The organism is Methanoculleus sp. UBA291, assembly GCF_002499755.1.
GTDB classification, from domain to species: domain Archaea; phylum Halobacteriota; class Methanomicrobia; order Methanomicrobiales; family Methanoculleaceae; genus Methanoculleus; species Methanoculleus palmolei.
Genome location: NZ_DANC01000043.1, coordinates 79,547 through 101,615, shown reverse-complemented (window position 1 = coordinate 101,615; position 22,069 = coordinate 79,547). Strand labels below are relative to the sequence as shown.

General features: G+C 59.0%; 26 protein-coding genes and 1 tRNA gene. 16 read left to right on the top strand and 11 right to left on the bottom strand.

What is annotated here, in order from left to right; genetic code table 11:
• Positions 1-109: 109 nt before the first annotated feature.
• Positions 110-988: a GTP 3',8-cyclase MoaA gene (gene moaA / locus BP737_RS10950; RefSeq protein ID WP_292407791.1), complete on the bottom strand. Its 879-nt coding sequence runs from the start codon at positions 986-988 to the stop codon at positions 110-112.
• Positions 966-1,577 (bottom strand): RlmE family RNA methyltransferase, encoded by a 612-nt coding sequence (locus BP737_RS10945; RefSeq protein WP_292407794.1) that lies wholly within the window; start codon positions 1,575-1,577, stop codon positions 966-968. Before BP737_RS10945 ends, moaA begins: the two co-directional genes overlap by 23 nt.
• 205 nt (positions 1,578-1,782) lie before the next feature.
• Between BP737_RS10945 and BP737_RS10940 the strand changes: the two genes are divergently transcribed.
• Entirely contained in the window at positions 1,783-2,526 is a 744-nt protein-coding gene (locus BP737_RS10940; RefSeq protein WP_292407797.1) for a DNA polymerase sliding clamp, read from the top strand.
• Entirely contained in the window at positions 2,526-3,530 is a 1,005-nt protein-coding gene (priL, locus tag BP737_RS10935; RefSeq protein WP_342686179.1) for a DNA primase regulatory subunit PriL, read from the top strand. The genes BP737_RS10940 and priL overlap by 1 nt, the downstream gene beginning before the upstream one ends.
• 78 nt (positions 3,531-3,608) lie before the next feature.
• Here priL and BP737_RS10930 read toward each other — a convergent pair whose 3' ends face one another.
• Complete coding sequence (locus tag BP737_RS10930) at positions 3,609-3,791, bottom strand: hypothetical protein (protein WP_292407808.1); 183 nt, start codon at positions 3,789-3,791, stop codon at positions 3,609-3,611.
• Positions 3,792-3,907: 116 nt separating this feature from the next.
• Between BP737_RS10930 and BP737_RS10925 the strand changes: the two genes are divergently transcribed.
• The 8 genes from BP737_RS10925 (at position 3,908) to BP737_RS10890 (ending at position 8,578) form a co-directional block, all read left to right on the top strand.
• Positions 3,908-4,459 (top strand): thiamine-phosphate synthase family protein, encoded by a 552-nt coding sequence (locus BP737_RS10925; RefSeq protein WP_292407810.1) that lies wholly within the window; start codon positions 3,908-3,910, stop codon positions 4,457-4,459.
• Between the two features lie 12 nt (positions 4,460-4,471).
• Positions 4,472-4,660, top strand: a complete 189-nt coding sequence (locus BP737_RS10920; protein WP_292407812.1) for a 30S ribosomal protein S17e — start codon at positions 4,472-4,474, stop codon at positions 4,658-4,660.
• A 10-nt stretch (positions 4,661-4,670) separates the two neighbouring features.
• Positions 4,671-5,546, top strand: a complete 876-nt coding sequence (gene dapA, locus BP737_RS10915) for a 4-hydroxy-tetrahydrodipicolinate synthase (protein WP_292407815.1) — start codon at positions 4,671-4,673, stop codon at positions 5,544-5,546.
• Positions 5,539-6,297, top strand: coding sequence for a 4-hydroxy-tetrahydrodipicolinate reductase (dapB, locus tag BP737_RS10910; protein WP_292407817.1), 759 nt, complete (start codon positions 5,539-5,541; stop codon positions 6,295-6,297). Before dapA ends, dapB begins: the two co-directional genes overlap by 8 nt.
• Positions 6,298-6,359: 62 nt before the next feature.
• Positions 6,360-6,533 carry a 4Fe-4S binding protein gene (locus BP737_RS10905; RefSeq protein WP_292407819.1) on the top strand — a complete coding sequence of 58 codons (174 nt, stop codon included), beginning with the start codon at positions 6,360-6,362 and terminating at the stop codon, positions 6,531-6,533.
• A gap of 46 nt (positions 6,534-6,579) precedes the next feature.
• Positions 6,580-7,596, top strand: a complete 1,017-nt coding sequence (gene asd, locus BP737_RS10900; RefSeq protein ID WP_292407821.1) for an aspartate-semialdehyde dehydrogenase — start codon at positions 6,580-6,582, stop codon at positions 7,594-7,596.
• A gap of 13 nt (positions 7,597-7,609) precedes the next feature.
• On the top strand, positions 7,610-7,885 hold the full coding sequence (albA, locus tag BP737_RS10895) for a DNA-binding protein Alba (RefSeq protein ID WP_292386048.1): 276 nt from the start codon (positions 7,610-7,612) through the stop codon (positions 7,883-7,885).
• 249 nt (positions 7,886-8,134) lie between these two features.
• Positions 8,135-8,578: a hypothetical protein gene (locus BP737_RS10890; protein WP_292407823.1), complete on the top strand. Its 444-nt coding sequence runs from the start codon at positions 8,135-8,137 to the stop codon at positions 8,576-8,578.
• A gap of 546 nt (positions 8,579-9,124) precedes the next feature.
• On the opposite strand, the gene BP737_RS10885 is transcribed toward BP737_RS10890, so the two are convergent.
• From BP737_RS10885 to BP737_RS10870, 4 genes are all read right to left on the bottom strand, one after another.
• Positions 9,125-10,252, bottom strand: coding sequence for a DUF373 family protein (locus BP737_RS10885; RefSeq protein ID WP_292407825.1), 1,128 nt, complete (start codon positions 10,250-10,252; stop codon positions 9,125-9,127).
• Positions 10,253-10,310: 58 nt separating this feature from the next.
• A complete protein-coding gene (locus BP737_RS10880) occupies positions 10,311-11,171 on the bottom strand; it encodes a coiled-coil protein (RefSeq protein WP_292407827.1) in 861 nt (286 codons plus the stop codon).
• Positions 11,172-11,526: 355 nt separating this feature from the next.
• Complete coding sequence (ftsZ, locus tag BP737_RS10875; RefSeq protein ID WP_292408025.1) at positions 11,527-12,651, bottom strand: cell division protein FtsZ; 1,125 nt, start codon at positions 12,649-12,651, stop codon at positions 11,527-11,529.
• 10 nt (positions 12,652-12,661) lie between these two features.
• Complete coding sequence (locus BP737_RS10870; protein ID WP_292408028.1) at positions 12,662-12,841, bottom strand: ribbon-helix-helix domain-containing protein; 180 nt, start codon at positions 12,839-12,841, stop codon at positions 12,662-12,664.
• A gap of 197 nt (positions 12,842-13,038) precedes the next feature.
• Between BP737_RS10870 and BP737_RS10865 the strand changes: the two genes are divergently transcribed.
• The 3 genes from BP737_RS10865 (at position 13,039) to BP737_RS10855 (ending at position 15,939) form a co-directional block, all read left to right on the top strand.
• Entirely contained in the window at positions 13,039-14,037 is a 999-nt protein-coding gene (locus BP737_RS10865) for a pyridoxal phosphate-dependent aminotransferase (RefSeq protein ID WP_292407829.1), read from the top strand.
• Positions 14,025-14,639, top strand: coding sequence for an NTP transferase domain-containing protein (locus tag BP737_RS10860; protein ID WP_292407832.1), 615 nt, complete (start codon positions 14,025-14,027; stop codon positions 14,637-14,639). Before BP737_RS10865 ends, BP737_RS10860 begins: the two co-directional genes overlap by 13 nt.
• A 67-nt stretch (positions 14,640-14,706) precedes the next feature.
• Complete coding sequence (locus BP737_RS10855; RefSeq protein WP_292407835.1) at positions 14,707-15,939, top strand: TIGR00300 family protein; 1,233 nt, start codon at positions 14,707-14,709, stop codon at positions 15,937-15,939.
• On the opposite strand, the gene BP737_RS10850 is transcribed toward BP737_RS10855, so the two are convergent.
• Complete coding sequence (locus BP737_RS10850; protein WP_292407838.1) at positions 15,936-16,922, bottom strand: archaeosine biosynthesis radical SAM protein RaSEA; 987 nt, start codon at positions 16,920-16,922, stop codon at positions 15,936-15,938. The two genes, BP737_RS10855 and BP737_RS10850, sit on opposite strands and share 4 nt — an antisense overlap.
• A 28-nt stretch (positions 16,923-16,950) precedes the next feature.
• Here BP737_RS10850 and BP737_RS10845 point away from each other — a divergent pair, with 28 nt between their 5' ends.
• Positions 16,951-18,036 (top strand): hypothetical protein, encoded by a 1,086-nt coding sequence (locus tag BP737_RS10845; RefSeq protein WP_292407841.1) that lies wholly within the window; start codon positions 16,951-16,953, stop codon positions 18,034-18,036.
• 39 nt (positions 18,037-18,075) lie between these two features.
• Positions 18,076-18,160: transfer RNA gene (locus BP737_RS10840), tRNA-Ser, on the top strand.
• A 159-nt stretch (positions 18,161-18,319) separates the two neighbouring features.
• Here BP737_RS10840 and BP737_RS10835 read toward each other — a convergent pair.
• The 3 genes from BP737_RS10835 to recQ form a co-directional block, all read right to left on the bottom strand.
• Positions 18,320-18,724, bottom strand: coding sequence for a pyridoxamine 5'-phosphate oxidase family protein (locus BP737_RS10835; RefSeq protein WP_292407843.1), 405 nt, complete (start codon positions 18,722-18,724; stop codon positions 18,320-18,322).
• Positions 18,725-18,870: 146 nt separating this feature from the next.
• Positions 18,871-19,839, bottom strand: coding sequence for an endonuclease/exonuclease/phosphatase family protein (locus BP737_RS10830; RefSeq protein WP_292407846.1), 969 nt, complete (start codon positions 19,837-19,839; stop codon positions 18,871-18,873).
• Between the two features lie 69 nt (positions 19,840-19,908).
• Positions 19,909-21,723, bottom strand: a complete 1,815-nt coding sequence (gene recQ, locus BP737_RS10825) for a DNA helicase RecQ (RefSeq protein ID WP_292407848.1) — start codon at positions 21,721-21,723, stop codon at positions 19,909-19,911.
• 158 nt (positions 21,724-21,881) lie between these two features.
• Here recQ and BP737_RS10820 point away from each other — a divergent pair, with 158 nt between their 5' ends.
• Complete coding sequence (locus BP737_RS10820; protein ID WP_292407850.1) at positions 21,882-22,061, top strand: hypothetical protein; 180 nt, start codon at positions 21,882-21,884, stop codon at positions 22,059-22,061.
• Positions 22,062-22,069 lie beyond the last annotated feature (8 nt).

Below are 22,069 nucleotides of genomic sequence, written 5' to 3'. Positions count from 1 at the left end.
TTTGCGAGTGCCGGCGGACCGATGGGTCCGGAGCTTGAGAAACCGCGGAGCGTTTTCGCGTGCCGACGGACCAATAGGTCCGGGGCTTGAATTCGCGCCTGACGGGTCGTCACGTGAAGAACGGCTTACGCCTGCTTACGGCTTCCCGGAACGCGTCTTCCAGTTCCTTGCCGTGTTTTCCCCGGGTGTCGACAAGGTTGTCGCTCCGGAGGAGGCAGGGCTTGAGTTTCCCGTCCGAGGTCACGCGCAGGCGGTTGCAGAACCCGCAGAACTCCGTGTTGTGGAGGGGGCGGACCACCTCGACCTCGGCGCCGTCGAGGCAGTACTTCTTCCGGTGGTGCATCCTGCGGGTGATGACCTGGGTTGCCCGCTCGTTCAATTCCTGCTCGACGCTGTCCACGTCCCCGTGAAACTTGCACTCGTTGAACTCCATGAGTTCGATGACCTGCAGGATGAGGTCGCGCTTGCCCCGGACAAACGCCATGAAATCGTCGACCTCATCCTCGTTGATGCCCTCGAGAAGGACCATATTGAGTTTGACCGGCGTCAGGCCGACCTTGATCGCCGCATCGATCCCGGCGAGAACGTCCGCGAGACAGTCCTTCCCCGTGATGGCCCGGTAGCGTTCGGGGCGGAGCGTATCGAGGCTGACGTTCACCCGGGCAAGCCCGGCCTCTTTGAGTTCCGCAGCTTTTGCGGCGAGGAGCGTCCCGTTCGTCGTCAGGGATGACTCGACGCCCGGCGGCACCGAGCGGATGATCTCCGTGAGGTCACGGCGGAGCAGGGGTTCTCCGCCGGTGAACTTGATGCTCCTGATACCGAACCGCACGCCCACCCGCATCAGCTCGGCGATATCCTCGGCGCTCATCTGCTCCTCCGGGTTCACCTCACCTTCCGCGTGACAGTAGATGCACCGCAGGTTGCACCGGGAGGTCAGACTGATCCGGAGGTTGGTCACGGTCCTGTTATACGGGTCCTTCAGCACCATCGCAGGTTCCCTTGAAATTCTTTGCAATAATATAGGTCTCGGCGCTCCCTCTCCGCGACGCCTTCGTCCGATATCCCCGGACGGAATAGAAGCGTTTCTTTACTTCGGCGAGCAGTTCCCCGAAGAGTTCCCCCTGGAACGATTTTACCACCATGTTGCCGCCGGGCTTTAAGATCGTACACGCAAACGCCAGGGCTTCCTCGCCAAGCCCGATCGCCCGGGCCTGGTCGTAACTCTTCTGGCCGGAGAGTTTCGGAGAGGCGTCACAGACGATGACATTGACGATTCCCCCGGCTTCCTCGCGGATGCGTTCCTGAACGGCAGGGTCGGTAAAATCCCCGACAATGGTGGTGACGCCCTCCATCGGCGCAATCGGATTGAGGTCCACACCGACGACGTTTCCCCCGGTCAGGTCGCGGAGCACCTGCAGCCAGCTCCCCGGCGCCGCCCCGAGGTCGACGACGTTGTCGCTCGGCCTGATGATCCCGTTCTTCTGCTGGATCTCCAGCAGTTTGTAGGCCGCCCGCGCCCGATACCCTGCTTTCATCGCCTTTCTATAGACGCTGTCTTTTGTCCATTGAGAACCCATTGCGAGATAACCCTCCGTTTGAAGATGATAGACGGCACCTTATATACTATCAGCATGATCAGGAGTAATATATGTATGTGTTCGATGCAGTAAACTATGAATGTATGTAACTCCAGCCGCCTCACTCCGGCTGGAGGATAAACGTAAAACACTATAATGTAAAACGCGATTATATACGTAAACGAGAGTTTGATAAGGGGTCACAATGTTAAAGGCAACGATTGATGCAGAAATTTTTCGGGAATCCATTGACGCGATCGCCGCACTGGTGACGGAGTGCCGTCTGCACACAGCCGAGGATCAGATCCGGACGCGAGCAGTTGATACTGCCAATGTGGCCATGGTCTCCCTGGAACTCCAGAGTACGGCGTTCAACACTTTTTCGGCAACCGCCGGAGAACTGGGTCTGGACATCGCAAAGATGAAGAACATCCTCGGGATGATGGGAAAAGGCGATGCGCTGACCTTGAGCCTGCTTGATGAAGAGCGAAAACTGGAGTTGAGTTTTGGCGGCTACCGCTACTCGATCACACTCCTCGACGTCAACACCATCCGGAAGGACCCGAACCCGCCGGGGATCGACCTCCCCGGAAAAGCAGTCCTCTCGGGCGACGCGCTGAACAACGCCATCAAAGCGGCTGCCGTCATCTCCGACAAGATTGCTCTCGGGATCGACCCCGATACCATGACCTTCTACATGGAGGCGGAGGGCGACACCGACCACATCAAACTCGCGCTCGGCGAAGACGAACTCGTCGCACTCAACCCGGTGCGGGCCCGTTCGCTCTTTTCGATCGATTACCTCAAAGACATGGGCCGGGTCATGGCACGCGCGGATGAGGTGGAGGTCTACCTCGGCATCGATCACCCGGTCCGGTTTGCCTTTACTATTGCGGACGGCAACGGCCGCGTTGAGTACCTCCTTGCCCCTCGGATTGAGGCCGATTAATGGATGTTGTCCTTGATCAGAAAGAACTCACGAAATACCCATTTTTGAAAGAGTCGCAGAAGCTGGCACGCCGACACGTTGAGTCGCTCGAAGAGTTCCTTTCAAGCAGCCAGGGAGGTGTGGCGCTCGAACGGGCAAAGGAGCGCGTCAGCGCTGCGCTCATGGCGAAGAAGGAGTTCCAGGACGAGAAGACGCCGAACCTCAAACCCGAAATTGAGATTGCAAGTTACGCGCTTGCCCGGATGCTGGTCTCCTGCCTGGGCGACCGGTCCCTCATCGACCGCCTTGCGCGCTACGAAGCGGAACGCGCATCCTTCTTCCTTGCGACCGAGGACCCGGAGATACGGCGGTTCGTCGCCTGGAGCATCGGCATCGATGCCGGGACTTCGACCCTGCCGGTCACCGCGTACGTGGAGTTGGTGCCCCACTTGCGCGACCAGCGCTGGCGGCTCGTCAACAGGGACGTGCAGCAGGGAAATGTGACGCTTGAGCCGGGCGAGATCGACGAACTTATCCGGGAGCGGATCCGGGTCATCCTCGTCGATCAACTGCCGCTCCGCGTCCCTCCCGCGATCTGTGAACGTCTCGCAGCGGTTACAAAAGAGATCGCCGCGTTGCGCCAGCAGCAGGTCCTCGAAGAGTTCGGCGAGATCAAGGAGGAGGCGTTTCCGCCCTGCATCAACGCGCTCATCCAGGCAATCACTACCGGGGCGAACCTGACGCATATGGGCCGGTTCGCCATCACGTCGTTCCTCCATACCATCGGGATGGACACCACCCGGATTGCGGAGGTCTTCGCGCAGGCTCCCGATTTCGACCTGGATATGACGATGTACCAGGTGGAGCACATCTCCGGCCGGGGCGGCACCGAGTATACCCCGCCCTCCTGCGCCACCATGCGTACCTTCGGACTCTGCGCCAACCGGAATAAGGACTGCGAGCGGGTCAATCACCCCTTAAGTTACTACCGGTTCAAGAAGAACATCCGGAAAAAACGAAGTTGACCTCTTTTCCGCCCCTGTCGGACAAGGGGACCGGGAAAAACGGTATTGTGTAAGCGAGGGGTTTTTTCCGGGCAGAGATCAGGCGGCCATGTTATCGATCGCATAACCCGCGACGCTGAGCGCGGCGATAAAGATGACCAGCGCAACGATGTATGAGAGTCCCGTCATCCCCTCCATCTGTGCGGGCAGCATCACCAGCACCACGATGAAGAGTGCGAGGGACCCGATTGCAGCCAGAACCTCAAGAATCCGTAAATCCATGCAGAGAGGTTGGATACGTGCAGGTATATCTCTATCCCCGGGGCGAGCGGGGGGGCGACATGCATGACTGCCCCGAGCGCAACCCATATATGGCACCCGGAACGAAGATCGGGAGCATGACACAGGAAGACCGCGAAAGGGTGATCGACCGGCTGGAACAGGCCGTAGTGCTTCTTACCGAGCGGATGGACATCCGGCTCATCCCGGAGGTCGGAATGAACATCGTCTACGCTCTGCCCGACGCGCATGGCAGGGACGATGTCGCCGGGGTCCTCGGCCGGATCGTCAGGCTCGGCGACCGGGTCCACCCCGTCGGGGAGATCGCGTTCGGAGCAAGCGACCACGTGGCCCGGGTCGTCCTTACGACAATGCACTTTGACCCCCGGATCCGGAGCGCGGCAAACATCCGCTTCTCCGCAGCGGTCCTTCAGGAACTGGAGAACCTCTTCTTCGAGGTCTGCTCCTTTGACCGGGCAAGAGAGCCGCCGGGGGTTCAGACGATGGATTGGGGCGTCGCGTCCTGCTGCAAGGAAGGCGTTCCCGATATCATCTACGACCGGGGAGCCGTAGGGAAAGAGCCGATGATCAGGGTCCTCGCGGAGGACCCGGCCCAGGTCGCACAAAATATTCTTAAACTGTCAAATCGCATTACCTATGCACAATTATAAGGGAAGGTCCACATGGGAATAAAACCATCGTATATCAAGAACCTCGGTGAGGAGCTCATTGTCAAGCATCGCGACAGGTTCAGCGGAGATTTTGAAGAAAATAAGCATGCCGTCGCCGAAGTTGCCGTGATCGACAGCAAGGATGTCCGGAACAGGGTTGCCGGGTACATCTCACGAAAGATAAATACAAAGAAGCGGTAAACCTCACTATATGTTTGAGGGAATCCTTCCGGCAATCATTACCCCTTTTCACCGGGACTCCGGGGCGAGTCTCGATATTGAAGGATTACGGTCCAACATAGAGTCGCTGTTGCAGCATGGCGTCCACGGTATCGTCCCCTGCGGGTCGACCGGGGAGTCGGCGACGCTCACGTTTGAGGAGCACGAGCGGGTGATCGGTGAGACCGTCGAGGTTGTCGACGGGCGGGTGCCGGTGCTTGCAGGGACCGGATCGAACAACACGGCAGAGGCGGTTCACCTGACCCGGTCGGCGAAGGACGCGGGCGCGGACGGTGCGCTCGTCATCAGCCCGTACTACAACAAGCCGAACCGCTCCGGGCTCATCAAGCACTTCACGAAGCTGGCCGACCTCGACCTGCCGGTCATCCTCTACAACGTCCCCGGCCGGACGGGACAGAACCTCCAGCCCGATCTCGTGATTGAACTGGCCCGGCACCCGAACATCGTCGGGATCAAGGAGGCAAGCGGGGATATCACCCAGATCTCCCGTATCATCGAAGGGACGCGGGACGAAGACTTCATCGTGCTCTCCGGGGACGATGCGATGACCCTCCCGGTCCTCGCGCTGGGGGGCGCGGGCGTGATCTCGGTTGCAGCAAACATTGACCCCGGTCGGATGGTGCAGATGTACGACGCCTTCCGTGCAGGCGATCTTGCCCGCGCACAGGACCTGCACTACGAACTTGCCGCGCTCATACGGGCGATGTTCATCGACACAAATCCCATACCCGTGAAAAAGGCGGTGGGACTCCTCGGGATGGCCGCGGGTTCGGTCCGGCTGCCGCTCGACGAACTCGACGAAGCGAAGACGGAACAACTGAGAAAAGTGCTGGTGAACTATGATTAAGGTTGCCGTATCCGGAGCCCTGGGGAGAATGGGCACCACCATCGGTCGGATCGTGAACGAAGCCCCCGACATGGAACTCGTCGGCGGGAGCGACGTGCGGGCAGGGACGCTTTTTGGGAGAGAAGTGGTTCCGGCCGATCGGATTGACGCGCTCCTCAACGAAAAAAAGCCGGATGTCCTCATCGACTTCACCGTTGCGGCTGCCGCGGTCGAGAACGTCAGGGCGGCAGCCCGAAATCATGTGGCGCTCATCGTCGGGACGACTGGATTCTCCCCCGAACAGAGAGAAGTTATCCGAGATGCCGTTGAGGGGAACGTCCCTGCGGTGATATCGAGCAACTTCTCAGTAGGCGTCAATATCTTCTGGAAACTCGTGCGGGAGGCGGCCAGACAACTCGGCGACTACGATATCGAGGTCACGGAAGCCCACCACCGCTACAAGAAGGACGCCCCGAGCGGCACGGCAAAGACCATTCTTGAGATCCTGGACCAGGAACTCGGGACCCGCGAGAAGGTCTACGGCCGTGTCGGCGAGACCGAACGAAAAGATGAGATCGGAGTGCACGTCGTCCGCGGCGGCGATATCGTCGGCGATCACTCCGTCCTCTTTGCAGGGAATTATGAGTGCATCGAGATCTCCCACCGGGCTTACGACCGGGCGGTCTTCGCCCAGGGTGCGGTCCGGGCCGCCCGGTGGGTTGTCGGCAGAGAACCGCGCATCTACACCATGCAGGAAGTCCTCGGACTGTGAAAGGGGAAGCAAAATTTATTTTTTGACACGCACATAAAGTATGGGTATTCGGAGGAACGAAGTTGCCAGCAGTTGTTGATATTGAGAAGTGTACCGCCTGTGAAACCTGCGTAGATGTCTGTCCGGCTTCCGCCATCAGCATGGTAGACGGCAAAGCAAAAGTGGATATCGATCTCTGTGTCGAGTGCGAGACCTGCGTCGACGAGTGTCCGTCTGAGGCAATCTCAATGGAATAAAGAAACATACTCTTTAATACCACCAACACTACAGATATTTTTGTCTATGATTAATGTAGGAGTGCTTGGTGCCACAGGAGCTGTGGGACAGCGCTTCGTTCAACTGTTAGCGGATCATCCCTGGTTCCATCTCCAGACGCTTACCGCCTCTGAACGGAGTGCAGGAAAACCGTATGGCAAGGTGGTCAACTGGCGCCTCGATGCGCCGTACCCGGACAACGTCGGCGATGTTGTTGTCACCCCCACGACCGTCGAGAGCCTGAAGGACTGCGACCTTGTCTTTTCGGCGCTGCCTGCGGAGGTAGCGACACCCCTTGAGACCGAGATTGCCGATGCGGGCATTGCCGTCTGCAGCAACGCCCGGTCGCACCGTATGGACCCCGATGTCCCGCTGGTGATCCCGGAGGTCAACCCGGACCACCTGGGCCTGATCGACGTCCAGCGGGACCGGGGACGTGACGGGTTTATCGTGACCAATCCGAACTGCTCGACAATCGTCCTTACACTGGCCCTTGCACCCCTCAGATCGTTCGAGTTCCACGACGTGCGTGCGGCGACCATGCAGGCGATCTCGGGAGCCGGCTTTTCCGGTGTCTCCGCGATGGACATCTACGACAACGTCATCCCCTACATCGGCTCTGAAGAAGAGAAGTTGGAGACCGAGACTCTGAAGATCATGGGAACGTTCGACGGTTCCGAGGTGACCCCGGCCCCGTTCAGGGTGAGTGCAAGTTGTCATCGGGTCCCTGTCATCGACGGGCATACCATTGCGGTCTGGGTCGACGTGAAGGAGCCGGTGGCGGAAGTGAAAAAAGTTTACGCAACCTTTAAGTCGCCTTTCAGCAATCTACCCTTACAGCCGGCAAAGGCAGTTGAGCTCCTCGACCAGTCCGACCGTCCGCAGCCACGGCTTGACCGTAACCGGGGGCGGGGCATGACAGTGTCTGTTGGGAGAATCCGGGAAGGATTACGGTTCGTTGCACTCGGGCACAACACCATCCGCGGAGCTGCAGGCGCATCCGTCCTCAACGCCGAGCTGATACACTCGAAGAAGTATCTTTAGACGAGGTGGGCTAATGATAAAGGATAACACAGTATTCGTGGGAAACAAACCAGTCATGAACTATGTGCTTGCGGTAGTCACCCAGTTCAACAACGGAGCGGAGGAAGTTGCAATCAAGGCCCGGGGAAAGGCTATCTCCCGTGCAGTTGATACGGCGGAGATCGCGCTCAACCGGTTCCTGGAGAACGTGAACAAGAAAGAGATCTTTACCTCGACCGAGATGATCGATACCGATACCGGTAAGACGAACGTATCGAGTATCGAGATTGTCCTCACTCATGCAAAGTGAGACACCCCGGGTTCACTCTTTTTGGGCAGTCCGGCCGGGGGCGCGACGGATAAAAGCGTGGTGAAACCGCCCTCCGGGGTGGTTTTTTCCGTCGCTTCGGCGTTCCTTGCGGTTGCGCTGGGAAGTGCCGGAACTCCTCAAAACCCGGTTTTAGAGGAGCGATTCAGCGGATAGTGTAATATCCGGTCACTCCTTGCCCCCAACCAACCATAAAGGTTTTATGACTCATACCCCTACATTGTATACACTATGAAGTGGGTGACGATCGGATTGGTGCTGACGCTGATGTCCGCTCTCGTCGCTCCTGCTGTGGCCGGGGACGATGAGCGATACAGTTACATTACGGTGCAGAATATCACCGTTCAACTGGAGAAAGAGGATGCCGTCGTCACCATGAACTATACGATAGACGACGGCGTCGGTATCCTTGTCCTCCTCCTCGGAAAGGGCGATCTGAAACAGAAAGCGCTCGATGTGCTCAACTTCAACGACACTGAGGTTCAGCAGCTCGATCTTGATCACGCTGTGGTGCGCGTGGCCAATGTGTCAGAAGACTACGGAGATGGGTCATACTGGTTCCCGGGGCACCGGTTCGGGGTGGTTGTGCCTTCGCTCACCATCAAAGCGCCGCAGGATGTCCGGCACTATGAGCAGGTCAGCGAGATCTCCGACGGGTTCGGCTATTTTGCATGAGGCTATGAACGGGGCCGGATAAGGCCCCGTTCGTGCCCCGCCCTTGACGATAGGATTGTTGCCCGATTAACCCTGATGAGTGCGGCCGACTTCACCGTTTGCGAACCGCTGATCCACCTCGATCGAAATTCCCCATACAATTTTCCATGAGGTCGTCCTAAAAAGATCTCTGAACCTTCGGTACACCCCGATCGGAACACTTATATCTAAAGTTTTTACCATCTGAACCATATTCAGGCAAGGACGGTGAAACAACTTTCCATTGGGAGTCACACTTTCACGGTGCCTCCTGCTATCTTCCGCAGGAAGACAATATATCACCACTCGGGAAGGGATAGGGAGAGGGCGTCCCCCCGGCAAGGCGTTTTGGGGCAACCTCGGGAAAAGTCGGTTCCGGATTCTGACCTCATGTGTCTAACCGGTCGAAGTATCGTACACAAGTGCTCCGGATATGGCAGAGGTTCGCGGGCCCTTCCTGGGTGGCATCTCGCGGCTCCCACCGCAGTGCTGGCACTATACCGGCCCATCAATGCCGGGCGGAGTGGTTCATGCTTCTCTCTTCAGCGTGACCAGTCCACGCTCGTCCACCCACCGGCCAAGGAGCGACTGGAGATAGACGCCGAGGAAGGCACAGAAGAGGCCCCCGATTGTGGCGAAGATGATGTACTTTACGCCATCCGGGTTCGTTACGGGGAACCCGGAGATCTCGCTGCTGATCGAGAGGATATAGATGCTTGCCCCGTAGGCGATGGCCCCTATGGCGAGCACGAAGAACGGCAGGGCGATCACCCTCCGGAGCGCCTCCCGCTCGTTCAAGAAGACGTCGATGATCTTTCCCCCCGCTGCAACAAGGCCGGCGGCTGTAAACCAGGCGATGGAACCGTAGATGAACGCGAGCACCTGGAAGAAGATGCCGGAGGCGGTATAATAACTGAGGAGGCTGACGAGCCCGAGAATGACCCCGACGATACCGAGCAGTATTGCGGCGATGTAGGCGACAAAGGTGAACCTCCCGCCGTGCAGCGACGCCTGTAACGAGTTGATCAAATACCCGAAGACCTCGTCGATCCCGAAACCCTTAAAGAGCAGATACGTGCCGATGACGCCGACAACAACGATGGTTGCGCCCTCGGGGTATCCAAGCAGGTATCCCACGGCATAGAAGAGCATGACGAGGCCGAGCGGCACGAGCACGATCTTCGAGACTTTCGGGTCGTCAAGGAGGCGCTTAAGGATATAGTAGGTCCCCTCGAGGTCCGGCATCTGGTTGACCACAACTTTCCGCACACTGCTGACCGGCACCCGGGACTGGATGATCGGCAGGACATACTCATCTTCCGCGCCGTCCGTCACCAGGATGCAGTTCGTCGTGTTCGTCGCCTGCAGGATCGCATCGAGACTGGACGCTACCCGCCGGTCTCCCTCAAGCATATTCATATGATTGCCGCAGATGACGGCGACGGCAACCTCTTCTCCTTTCTCGGTGAGATGGTCATAAATTTTGATTGTCTCGAATATCGCGTTGCTGTCTGAGTCCTCAGGGTCGGCAAGGGCAAGAGCGGTCGCTGCATGGAGGCATGCTTCTCTGCCTACGATGGGACCGTCTACCTGGGCCTTGAACCCGAGATCGTCGTCACGATCAACACAGAGGACGAGCGTCCGCTCTTTTGCCATCCACTAGAATATCTCCCCCGCTCCTATTAAATAATTTGCAGCGGGGAGTAAAAAAGTATTAAATAAGTTTTGCACGCTGCAGCAGGAGCAGGTCGTCGGTCGTGATCTTTTCACCATCACGGAACTGCTGGAAGACACGCTCCGCCTCTTTCCGGACGGCCTTCTGTTCCTTGGTGACTTTGGTCTTCTTGGTCTTCTTCCGCAGGCCCGAGATCACCTTGTCGTAGTCCCGAAGTTCTTTCTGGCAGGCAATGAACTGCCTGTGCTCCTCGTCCGCTGCCTCCTGGGCTTCAACGAACTTCTGATGGGCCGCATCCGCTTCTTCTCGGGACTTGTCGGCTTTCCGGTAGGACTCCACCATCAGGTCATGATGCTGCTGTGCGGCCTCGGCCTTCTCCGTGACCTCTTTGTGGATCTCCGAGGCCAATCTGCGAAACTCCCGGGCATCGGTGAGTTTCGTCCGCATCTCCTTGTTCTGCTCAAATTCAGCTTCCTGGTCCTTCGCCGCCGTCTTCAGCTGCTTGATCTTCTCGATCAGTTCACGCTCTTTATCGGTGCTGTAGACCTCGGTCTGCTGCTTGAATTCCAGGAGTTCGATCTGCTTCTGCAGTTCCCTGATGCCCCGGTTCCGGAGATTGCCGTGTTCTTTCTTAAAGGACTCGATCTCCTCGAAAAGCGCGTTGGCCTTGTCGTTGTACTCGTTCCTCTGGTCCTTCAGCGCCTGAACTTCCTCGTTGATTTTGTCCCGCTGCTCCTTGTGCTGCTGCGCCTCCTCAACGAATTCGCGGGTCTGCGTGTTTAACGCGTTGCGCTCACGGGCGTTTTTGCTGGCAAGGGCATTCAACTCATTACGCCGATCTTTGTGCTGTTCAGACTCCGCAAGGACTTTTTTTCTCTTCTCAATCAGATCGTTCAGCATTCTCAACCAATCCTCGACATTCGGTACCAATCCTATATTCCCGCCAGCGGGACCGCTCCCGTGCGCTGCAGGTATACCGGAGGCTCATGTAAGCGGCTACACCACAAGAAAAGACGTTTCCCGGCTCGTAATCGAGACCGTCGTTCATCTGTCTGCTCATGTGTTCAACCCCGATACCTGGCAATCGCAGAGACCCACAGGTTCTGCGCTCTGCACAATACACCCGTGCTGGAGGGATTATACAAGAACGTCTATAATTCAAACGTCATCTCTACTATTAAGTATTTCGTAGATGGACCGGAGGGCATACCGCCGACCGGTTCCAGCCAGAAAGATATGAGAAGAGAGGATGGGATTAGAGGAAGTCAATGAGATGCCCACTCTGCGCGTCCCCCGCCACGCGCTTGCCGATGGGTGCGCTGGACCGCTGCGCTGTCGGTTCGTAGACGCGCTGGCTCCCGAGGATCTGTGCACTCTTAACGCCGGTCATGACCGCCATGACGCGAACTTTCCCCTCATAATCGCTGTTCACCCGCGCTCCCCAGATGACGTCCGCGTGGGGATCGAGTTCATAGGTCAGGGAACTTGCGATCTCCTCGGCGTCCTGGAGGGTCAGGTCGTTGCCGCCCGTGATGTGGATGAGGCTCCCGGTTGCTCCCCGGTAGTCGATATCCAGCAGGGGGTGGTTCAGGCACTCATGGACGACGCTTTCGGCCTTGTTCTGCTGCTTGCTCTCTCCGACGAGCATCACGGCGACGCCACCCTTGCTCATGATAGCACGCACGTCCGCGTAGTCGATGTTAATGAGCGATGGTTCGGTGATTGTCTCGCTGATGCCCTTGACCGTCTCCGCAATGAGCTGGTCCATGACCGAGAACGCCTGACCGAGCGGCAGGTTCGGCACGTATTTGATGAGGCGGTTGTTGTCGAGCACAATCACCGAGTCGGCGGAAGCCGAGAGAGCTTCCAGTCCCTCTTCCGCACGGAGAAGACGGGCTTTCTCGACCTGGAAGGGGTAACTGACCATGCCGACGACGATTGCTCCCTGATCTTTTGCAATCTGTGCGACAACCGGGGCTGTTCCCGTACCGGTGCCTCCACCCATGCCGGCAGTGATGAAAACCAGGTCCGCGTCGCTGAGCAGGCCCTCGAGCGTCGGTCGGGCCATCTCGGCTGCGCGTTTGCCGACATCCGGGAAACCGCCGGCTCCAAGGCCTTTGGTGAGCGATTTGCCGACAAGCACCCTCTTATCAGCCTGGATCATGTCCAGGTGCTGCTTGTCCGTGTTGATCGCGATCGTCTCTGCACCATTGACCTGCATGTGGTACAGGCGGTTAATCGTGTTGTTGCCTGCACCGCCGCATCCTACGATGACGATACGCGGCTGACCGAGGATGTCGTCTTCATCCTCGATCGCGTCTGCCTTCTGATACCTATCGCGTTCTGCATGTTTCAATGCCTCGTTGATGATCGTCTGCATCATATACCTCCTAAACTTGGAATGAAATCTGGTCGGCCTCGTGTAGAACACGGTTTCCATGCCTTTCTAGAAGTGCTCTGACGGAATAGCGCACGGCCTCCGATACCGTGGGGAATTCGCCAGCCTCCACCAACTTCTCGAGCATCTCAACCTGCTGCCGGGGCAATCTGATTGTTATCCGATCCATCATCTCAATCACTTATATCTGACATTTAGCAGCCAAGGGTCTGCCATTTGTCAGACAATCGTAATCTCCTCGTCTGACTTCATCAGATAAGCCATAATAATCACCGGATAGTATAAAAAACTTATGAAATGAATCTGAGTCCGACATAACGGTTTTATGAATAGCGACCGACAACGTACCTTCACAGGATTGCCAGAAATATGAGAGAGAACCTTCCCGAAAGGGTGGAACACGGCGGACGGGTGCGGTGGTATCGCACCCGGGAGCAGGGCGAGCTGCTTGATTTCAGCGCTAACATAAACCCCTACCCACCGGAAATTCCCTGGACGCCGGACCCTTCGGCGTTGAAAGATTACCCGGACGACCGATATGAGACACTTAAAGAGGTGATAGGGCGGACATTCGGGCGCGATGCGGCGGAGGTTGCTGTTGGCAACGGGTCCGTCGAGTTGATCCGCGCGTTCTGTTCTGCCGTGCTCGGGGCAGGGGATGCTGCCTGTATCAGGCCCCCGACGTTTGCCGAGTATGAGATGGCGGTAAGGCTTGCCGGCGCCCGATGCACCGTCGATGACGGCGCGGCTGCTGTTTGGTTCCTCTGCAATCCGAACAACCCGACAGGCACGCTTTACTCCCGCCCGGAGGTCCTGCAGCTGCTTGACGAGACCGCCGGGCAGGGAGCGCGCCTCTTCCTCGACGAAGCGTTCATCGAACTTGCCGACCCCCGCCAGAGTTTTGTCGGCGTCTCTCACGAGAACCTCTTTGTCCTGCGCTCCCTGACGAAGAGCTTCGCCGTGCCGGGCATCAGGTTCGGGTACGGGTTCGGCACGCCTGAACTCATTGAGAGGGTGGAGACGGCGCGCCTCCCCTGGACGGTGAACGCGTTCGCCGAATCCTTTGCGATCGAGGCCTTCCGGCACTATGACAGGCTTGATGAGTCGCGGGCGCGGGTCGCCCGGGAACGGGGATGGCTCTCCGACCGTCTGGACAGCCTCGGCCTTACGTATGAGCCCCCGTCTGCGAACTACATCCTCATAGAAGCCCCGATGGAGGTGTCGGTGCTGACCGGGCGGCTCCTCTCCCGCGGCATCCTGGTCAGAGACTGTCGTTCGTTCGGGCTTCCCCGTCACATCCGCGTGGCCGTACGGACCCGGGAGGAGAACATGCAACTTGTCGAGGCGCTCGAAGCATGCTTGCCCTGATCATGGCGGGGGGAGAGGGCTCCCGGCTCCAGATGGGCGAGAAACCGCTCGTCACCGTCTGTGAAAGACCGATGCTCGCCTACGTCATCGACGCCTTTTCGTCCGCCGGGCACGAGGTGGTCGTGATCGCCTCACACAAAACACCCTTTACCAAAAACTGGTGCCGGGCACAGGGGGTCACGCTCTACGAAGCCGAAGGGGTCGGCTACGTTGAGGATATCCGTGCGGCGGTGGAGGACCTCGGGGAAGAAGGAACACCTGTCTTCACCTGCGTATCCGACCTCCCCTGCCTTGCGCCAGAGATCATTGCAGGCGTCGAGGACGCCTGGCGCCGGGCGGGAACCCCGGCCTGCTCCACATGGGTGCCCCGCGCCCTCTGCGAAGAGCACGGTTGCCGCACACAATACACGGAGACAATCGACGGCATAGCGGCCTGTCCTGCCGGGATCAACATCCTGACGGCAGGCGGTCTCGACGCCCCGGAGGAGGAACTGCGCCTCCTCCTCTCGGATCGACGGCTCGTCTTCAACATCAACACGCGCGAAGAACTGGCACTGGTACAGGATTACCTCTGTCGGAAGCGGCTGCCCTGGCCTCCATGAGGCCACCCACCTTCACCGTCAATTCTCGGGAGAAACTGTATTATCGGACTATCGCCGATCTCTATATATGGAATTCTGCCGGGAAATCGAACTTGAAGGTCATATTATCGATTCAGGCATTATGACCCTGGTGTTCGATAAGATCATGGATATGGGTGGGGAATTTGAGATCCTCACATTTAATGTCGGGAAGCTGAAGACGGACACCAGTTACGCGCGGCTGCGCGTGGCCGCACCCACCGACCAGCAACTCGACGCCATCCTCTCCGAGCTGCATCGGCTCGGCGCGCGCACCCCCGAGATCAGCGACGTCACCCTCATACCGGCAGAGGGCGACCGGATCCTTCCGAAAGGGTTCTACTCAACCACCAACCACCCTACTTTCGTCAAATACCGAAATGAGTGGCTGCCCGTCGAGCATATCGAGATGGATTGCCATATTGTCGTCGACGAGAAAGAAAAACGAGCGTACTGCATCCCGATCTCAAAGATCAAGGCCGGCGATGCCGTTGTTGTCAGCGAGAACGGGGTCAGGGTGATCTTTCCGGAGCGGCCGAGGAAAGCCAGCGCGTTTGAGTTCATGCACGGGACCGTCTCGTCGGAGCGGCCGAGCGAGGCGCTCATCGCAAGGATCGCCCACGAAATCCTCGAGATGAAGAAAAAAGGAGAGAAGATCGCGCTCGTCGGCGGCCCGGCCATTGTCCACACGGGAGCGGCAGGGGCCCTTGCGAGGATGATTCGCGAGGGTTACATCGACGTTCTCTTTGCGGGGAATGCGCTCGCCACCCACGATATCGAGTCGAACCTCTTCGGGACATCGCTCGGAATGGACATCAAGACGGGTAAGCTCATCACCGGCGGGCATAAGCACCATATTTACGCCATCAGCGAGATCATGCGTGCCGGGTCCATCAAGAATGCGGTCGATCAGGGGGTCGTCACCGGGGGGATTATGTATGAGTGTGTGAAGAAGGGCATTCCGTTTGTGCTTGCCGGGTCCATCCGTGACGACGGACCGCTCCCCGACGTGATCCCGAACGTCGTGGAGGCACAGGACGCCATGCGCCGCAATCTCCAGGGCGTCGGGATGGTGCTGATGGTCGCGACGCTCCTCCACTCGATCGCCGTCGGGAACTGCCTCCCGTCATACGTCAAGACCGTCTGCGTCGATATCAACCCCGCATCGGTGACAAAACTTATGGACCGGGGCACGACGCAGGCGATCGGCGTCGTGAGCGATGCAGGGACGTTCCTCCCGCTGCTCGCAAAACAGCTCGTGGAACAGAAAAAAGAGTGTTAACGGGTGAGCGGCATACAGAACGGCTCTTCCTGGTCCAGCACGAACTCCCACTCTTCTTTGCACTTGCACTCCGTCTCCGCAAGGGCGCGCAGGAGCCCGACATCGCCGGAGAGCGAGTAGTCGCCGATCCCTTTCACGATCTGGCCGTCACAGGCGCCGCAGTTGTGCGGCCCCCGGATCTGTCCCCCGCCGACAGGGTCGCAGAGGATATGCACCGGCGATCCGATCAGCACGTCAAGGACACTCCAGAGATACGGCGGCCGGTATGCGTGCTGTTTCCAGAGGCGTTCGACCTCGGTCCTGCCCTGGACGGTGCAGAGGTTCATGGAGATGCTGTCCGCAACGGAGGAGACGTCCCTGATGGAGCGCACCATGTCGTCGCGCGCCTCGCGTTCGGTCAGGAACGGCGGTTTCATCAGCAGGTAAGCCTTTGTGCCTACGCCGGCGGTGCGGGCGGCCGCTGCGGCGCGGAGGAAATCGGCGTACGTGAACCCCTTGTCGATGCTCCTCTCCCTGATGAAGTCGTTTGTGGTCTCAAGGCCCACGGCGACGGAGAGCGGTCTTGCCCAGGCGCCGGTATCGATGCCCTCCCGGAACTCCCGGAGCACCTCTGCGTCGACATACTCGGGCCTTGTCTCGGCGATCACGACCTTGCCCCGGAACGCCTCCGCAACAGTGCGCCGGGCGGCGGGGGGGACCTCGTCGGGATCGAAGAAACTTCCCGATGTAAAGACCTTCAGTACCTGGTAGTCTTCGTCCCGGAAGTTCTCTTTCACCCAGCGGACCTGGCGGATCAGCCGTTCGGCCAGTTCGTCCCGGGCAAGGTCCGGATAGCGCTCGTGCCGGTAGCCGCACATGCGGCATCGGTTCCAGGAACACCCGCCGCTCCGAAAGATTACCGTCAGCGTATCGAGGATCCGCCCCTCATGGAGGTCTTTCCCCCGCCAGGACGCCAGCGGCTTCTCGGTCAATTTGGATAGCATTATACCTCATATTCGTTGATGTACTGGTATGAAAAGGATCGCATGGCTGACACTCATCGTTGCGATGCTGCTCGTCGGTACGGCATCGGCCGCGTACGTCGCAATCAGTGCTCCACAGACGGTGTACATCGGCGACTCATTCGATGTCACCGGCACCACGCTGGTGGAGGGACTCGCCAAACCGTCGCTCAACCCGGGGTTCAGCACGGAAGTTATCCTGTACTACGCCCAGTACGCAAAGAGCGAGGTGGCCCGAAAGACAATTGTCGTTCAGGAGGACGGCACCTTCTCTGCAACATTCGATACCAGCGGTCTTCGGCCCGGGACATACTCCATTGAGATCGTCGATCCCACGAAGTCCACCTTCGGGGGTAGTTCGAAAACGCAACGGATGGTCACCCTGGTCGACCGTACCGGGAGCGTCACGATCACCTCTCCGCCCAACCAGAACTTCGACGGTAGCCTCGACGTCCGCGGCATGATTGGCGATCTCGGAGATGCGGGCGTGCGAATCGAGGTTACGCATGACGGAGCTGCTGTTTACGGCCCTGAATTCATCAGTACCGACGCAAACGGAGCATTCTCTGTGGAGGTGCCCGTCTCCGCTGCGGGTTCGTACGAGGTCACCTTCTCCGACGCGAAAGGCTACATCGACACCAGGGAGTTCATGGTGATGGGCACCCCGGCCCCCACGCCGACGCAGGCGATGATCTCGGCGAGCACCCCCGCTACGCGGTCCGCTCCGGCATACTTCGAGGTCGATACCCGGAGCGGCGCCGTGAAGATCACAACGTCGGCGGGGATCGACTGGGTGGTCGAGTACATCGATGAGGAGGGAGGTCGCCATGAAGTGAACGATAAGGGCATGCTCGAGCCCGAGACCGCAGAATTTGTTGCAGAGGGCGGCCTCGTCTATGTCAAGGTCTACCCCATGAGTTACAACGACAGCGGAACGGTGCAGGTCTCGGTCGCGAATGCCGACTCTGTCAGGGTGAGCCAGACCGCGCCCGATCTCTTCGGGGACGCGACCCCCACCCCTGCACAGGCTGCGCCGCTCCCGGTAGCCCTGGCACTTCTCGCGCTCCTTGTCGTCGTCCTCGCGCGCCGGGGATGAACAACCTTTTTGTAACCGGCGACCAATAGGTTAAGGCGGGCCGGGATAGTCTAGTCCGGGAAGGCGGTGGCCTTGAAAGCCTCTGGTGCTCGGCACCTCGGGAGTTCAAATCTCCCTCCCGGCGCTCTCGATTTTGTGCAGGTTTTTCAAATTTAAGGGACCTATGGTTCCCGTTCCTCTCCAAGGAGATCGGGTTCTCTATCGCCGCACCCCCTGAAACAGAGTTTTGACTGTTCTTGGAGGCGGCGGATGATCTGGAGCGAACCCGAAAAAAACAGTAGAGTTAAGCGATCTTCTCGCCCGCCTTCGGGCCGGGAGAACACTCGTAGACCTCGCGGATCTTCACGACGAGAAGGCCTTTTGCCGGGGCCTGCGCCATCTTCGACCGGACGGTAAACTGCATCTTCTCAAATTCCGGGCCGCTCGTCTTGACCTCGACGTCGCCCTTGATCTGGAAGCAGCCCTTCGTCTCGGCCCCCCAGACGTAGATGGAGACCTTCGGGTTCTCCCGGACATTCGCGAGCGTCTTCTTCATGAAGTTGTCCGCAATCCAGATCGTCTCGTCGTCGACGAGCTCGACAAACCCGATCGGCACCACGTTCGGCCACCCGTCCTTCGAGGCTGTGGCGACCGGAAAGATCTTCATTGTCCGGAATGCCGTCTTCATCTCTTCAGTGAGTGCAACCATCAGTTTTCACCACTATACTCTCTGAACTACACATTTATATAGCAATTTGTTAGAAAACTGTAGTTTCAGCGGCGCTGCTACAGATCCGTGACCCGGAGCACGCACCGGGCTATCGGCCCAAAAACCCCGGCAGGAGTTCCTGAATCTCACGGCTCAAAGTCCACCACCACGGCGGAGTGATCACTCAGCCCCTGCCCCCGCAGGCTGTGCAGGTACCAGCACGCCGTCGGATTGAGGCGCCCGGACGCGAAGACGTGGTCGTAGCGCTTGCACTTCGGGACGTCCTCCGGCCCGCGGTCGGGGCACCAGCTGTACTCCCTCGCCCGGTAGCCGTGCAGTTTCCGGAAGACATCAGGAAGGTCGTACTCTGCAAGACCGGAAAGGATGTTCATCTCGGCGTTATACCACCACTTTCTCGGCCGCCCGAGGTACTCGTCGTTCTCGGAGATCCCAGTGTCGTTGTTCTCGTTCGGAACGATATCTTTGTAAAAGGGAACAATCGTCCCGTCGGGGAGTTCCGCTTCCGGGATGTGGAGATCGCCGCAAAAAACCCGGGGTTTCATCGACCTTGCAGCAAGGCGCCGGTAGATCCCGACCAGCGTCTCCGCCTTGACGATCTCATTCCTCCGACCGCCTATCGCCGTGGGCACATGGGCGTTGTGGACCTCGAACTCGCCCGTGGGCGCGCTGACGACGGCGGAGACCACCCGCTGCTTCCACGGGATATCGAAGTCGAGCGGATTTTGCGGCGTGAGAGGGTATCGACTCGCTATCAGGCACCCGAAATCTTTTGCCTCGCCGGCCGGCGAATACCGGTCCGAGAGCCGCGAGACGCCGTATGCAAACTGGAAAGGATCGTTCGCGCCTCGTGCGCGAAGCTCGTTCAACCGCTCGGCCATATAGGCCACCCGTGCGATCTCAACCAGAGCCAGGCTGTCGACGGAGTAGAACAACCCGTAATTCTCCAGCTCTTCCCGGAAGAGCGGCAGGGCCCGGTCCGTCACTTCCTGGAAGGCGACGATATCCGGAGAGTACTGGCAGACTGCTTCGACCTTCTTCTCCACGCCTCTTGTGCCGGAGCGGAAGAGGTCCACGTTCCATGAGATGAGCCGCATAGTGCCTGATTGCGCATTGGCGTTTCATGCTCATTAACGCATCGAGTCGAGGTCCATCCCAGTTCGGGATCACCTGCCGCCGCGCTCAGGTCCGGGCCCCTGTGCGGCACAGTACCGGTCGATAGCGTCAAGGAACCGCCTGCCGTAACGTTTCAGTTTTCCTTCGCTGACACCGTAGATCCGGAGGAGTTCTACACCGGTGCGCGGGCGGTTCTTCGCCATCTCTTTGAGGCTCCGGTCGTGGAAGACGACGAACGGCGGCACGTGTTCGAGGTCGGCAAGGGCTTTCCGGAGGTTCCGGAGACGGAGGTAGAGGGCTTCGTCGTAGTCGTTTTCGACTTCCGGCGCGGCGATGCCTTCCGGACGCGGTTCTGTAAGCGGCACCGGAAGGTTGCCTGCGAGCACCGCCCGGCTCCGGTCGTTCAGCATGAGGACCGGATACCGGCCGCCGGTCGACGTGACGAACCCGTTTCGGACCATCTCCTGGATAAAGAGCAGCCACTGGTCGCGGGTGTACCCCTTTCCGGAGCCGTAGGCAGAGAGGGCGTCGTGCCCGTTCTCGCGGATCCTCGCGCTCTTCGACCCGGTCAGCACATCGCCGATGTAGGATGCCCCGAACCGCTCCCCGACCTCGCCGATGCAGGTGATGACCGTCGATGCAGCCTCTGTCCCGTCGAAGACTTTCACCGGCGTCTCGCACCGGTCGCACCCGCCGCACCGCTCCTCCGGATAAACTTCGCCGAAATAGGCGAGCAGAAACTTCCTCCGGCACCCGGTGGTCGCGCAGTAGTCGAGCATCGCCCCCGCTTTCCGGTAGGCGACGTCTTTCTGCATCGGGTCGGTGCACTCCTTCTCGATGAGGTAGCGAATCGTGCCGTAGTCGCCCCGGCTGTAGAAGAGGATGCAGTCGCTTGCCTCTCCGTCCCTGCCCGCTCTACCGGTCTCCTGGTAGTAGGACTCGATATCCTTCGGGAGGTCGGTGTGGATGACAAACCGCACGTCGGGTTTGTCGATGCCCATGCCGAAGGCGACGGTGGCGCAGATGATGCTGGCGTCACCGTGGGAGAAGGCCTCCTGGTTCCCGGCGCGGACGGCGTCGGGAAGGCCGGCATGGTAGGGAAGCGCCGAAAAACCCATGTTCTGGAGTTTTCCGGCGAGGTCTACCGTCGCCTTCTGGGAGAAGCAGTAGATGATGCCGGCGTCGCCCCGGTGTTCGTTGAGATACGCGGCAAGCCTTTGGAAGTAGCGGGCTTTGGGCACCACCCGGTAGGTGAGGTTCTTCCGATTGAAACTCCCGACGAACCGTGCCGGGTCCTTCAGGGCAAGCTGCACCGCAATGTCGTCCTGGACGGCGGGGATGGCGGTCGCGGTCAGGGCGACGATGGGGACTGCAGGAAACCGTTCTTTGAGCACCCGGAGCCGGCGGTACTCCGGCCGGAAGTTATGCCCCCACATCGATATGCAGTGCGCCTCATCGATGGCGATGAGCCGGACGTCCGCTTTTGCAAGGAGCGAGAGGAAGAACGGTTGCACTGCCCGCTCGGGAGAGACGTAGAGGACCCGGATGCGGCCTTCGAGAATCACCCGCTCGATGATCCGCTGTTCCCCGTAGCCGAGCGAACTGTTGATCGTCGCTGCCGGGATGCCGTTTGCCCGGAGACCGTCGACCTGGTCCTTCATCAGGGCGATGAGCGGCGAGACGACGACCGTAAGCCCGCCGAAGATGAGGGCCGGGAGCTGATAGCAGAGGGATTTGCCGCCCCCGGTCGCCATGACGGCGAGGACGTCGCGCCCGGCAAGCACGGCATCGATAATCGCTTCCTGATGGGGGAGAAACGACGTGTAGCCGAAATATCTCTCAAGAACGCTGTATTTGGTGTCCATTGCGTCACGGGGTCCGATTTTACAATATGGTTTGCCGGGATAGTGTTTGTTACCTCCGGTCGAAAAGAGTTATTTTCAACCGGGCATCGCCGTTACCCGCGCGGGTTTCTACCTGCCGGACCAAAGAACATATTTGTCCGGACATACGACGGATGGGTATGAAGAACGTCGATATGGCGATTGAGGGAAACGTCCTCACCATACGCGTGGATCTCGGGAAAGAGTTCGGCGAATCGAAGAGCGGGAAGTCGATCACGATCGCCTCCACCGAGGGCAACGTTGCGGTGCCGGGGCACGAGGATATCAAGATCGGCTTAAACATCTACCGAAAAAAGTGATCGATGCC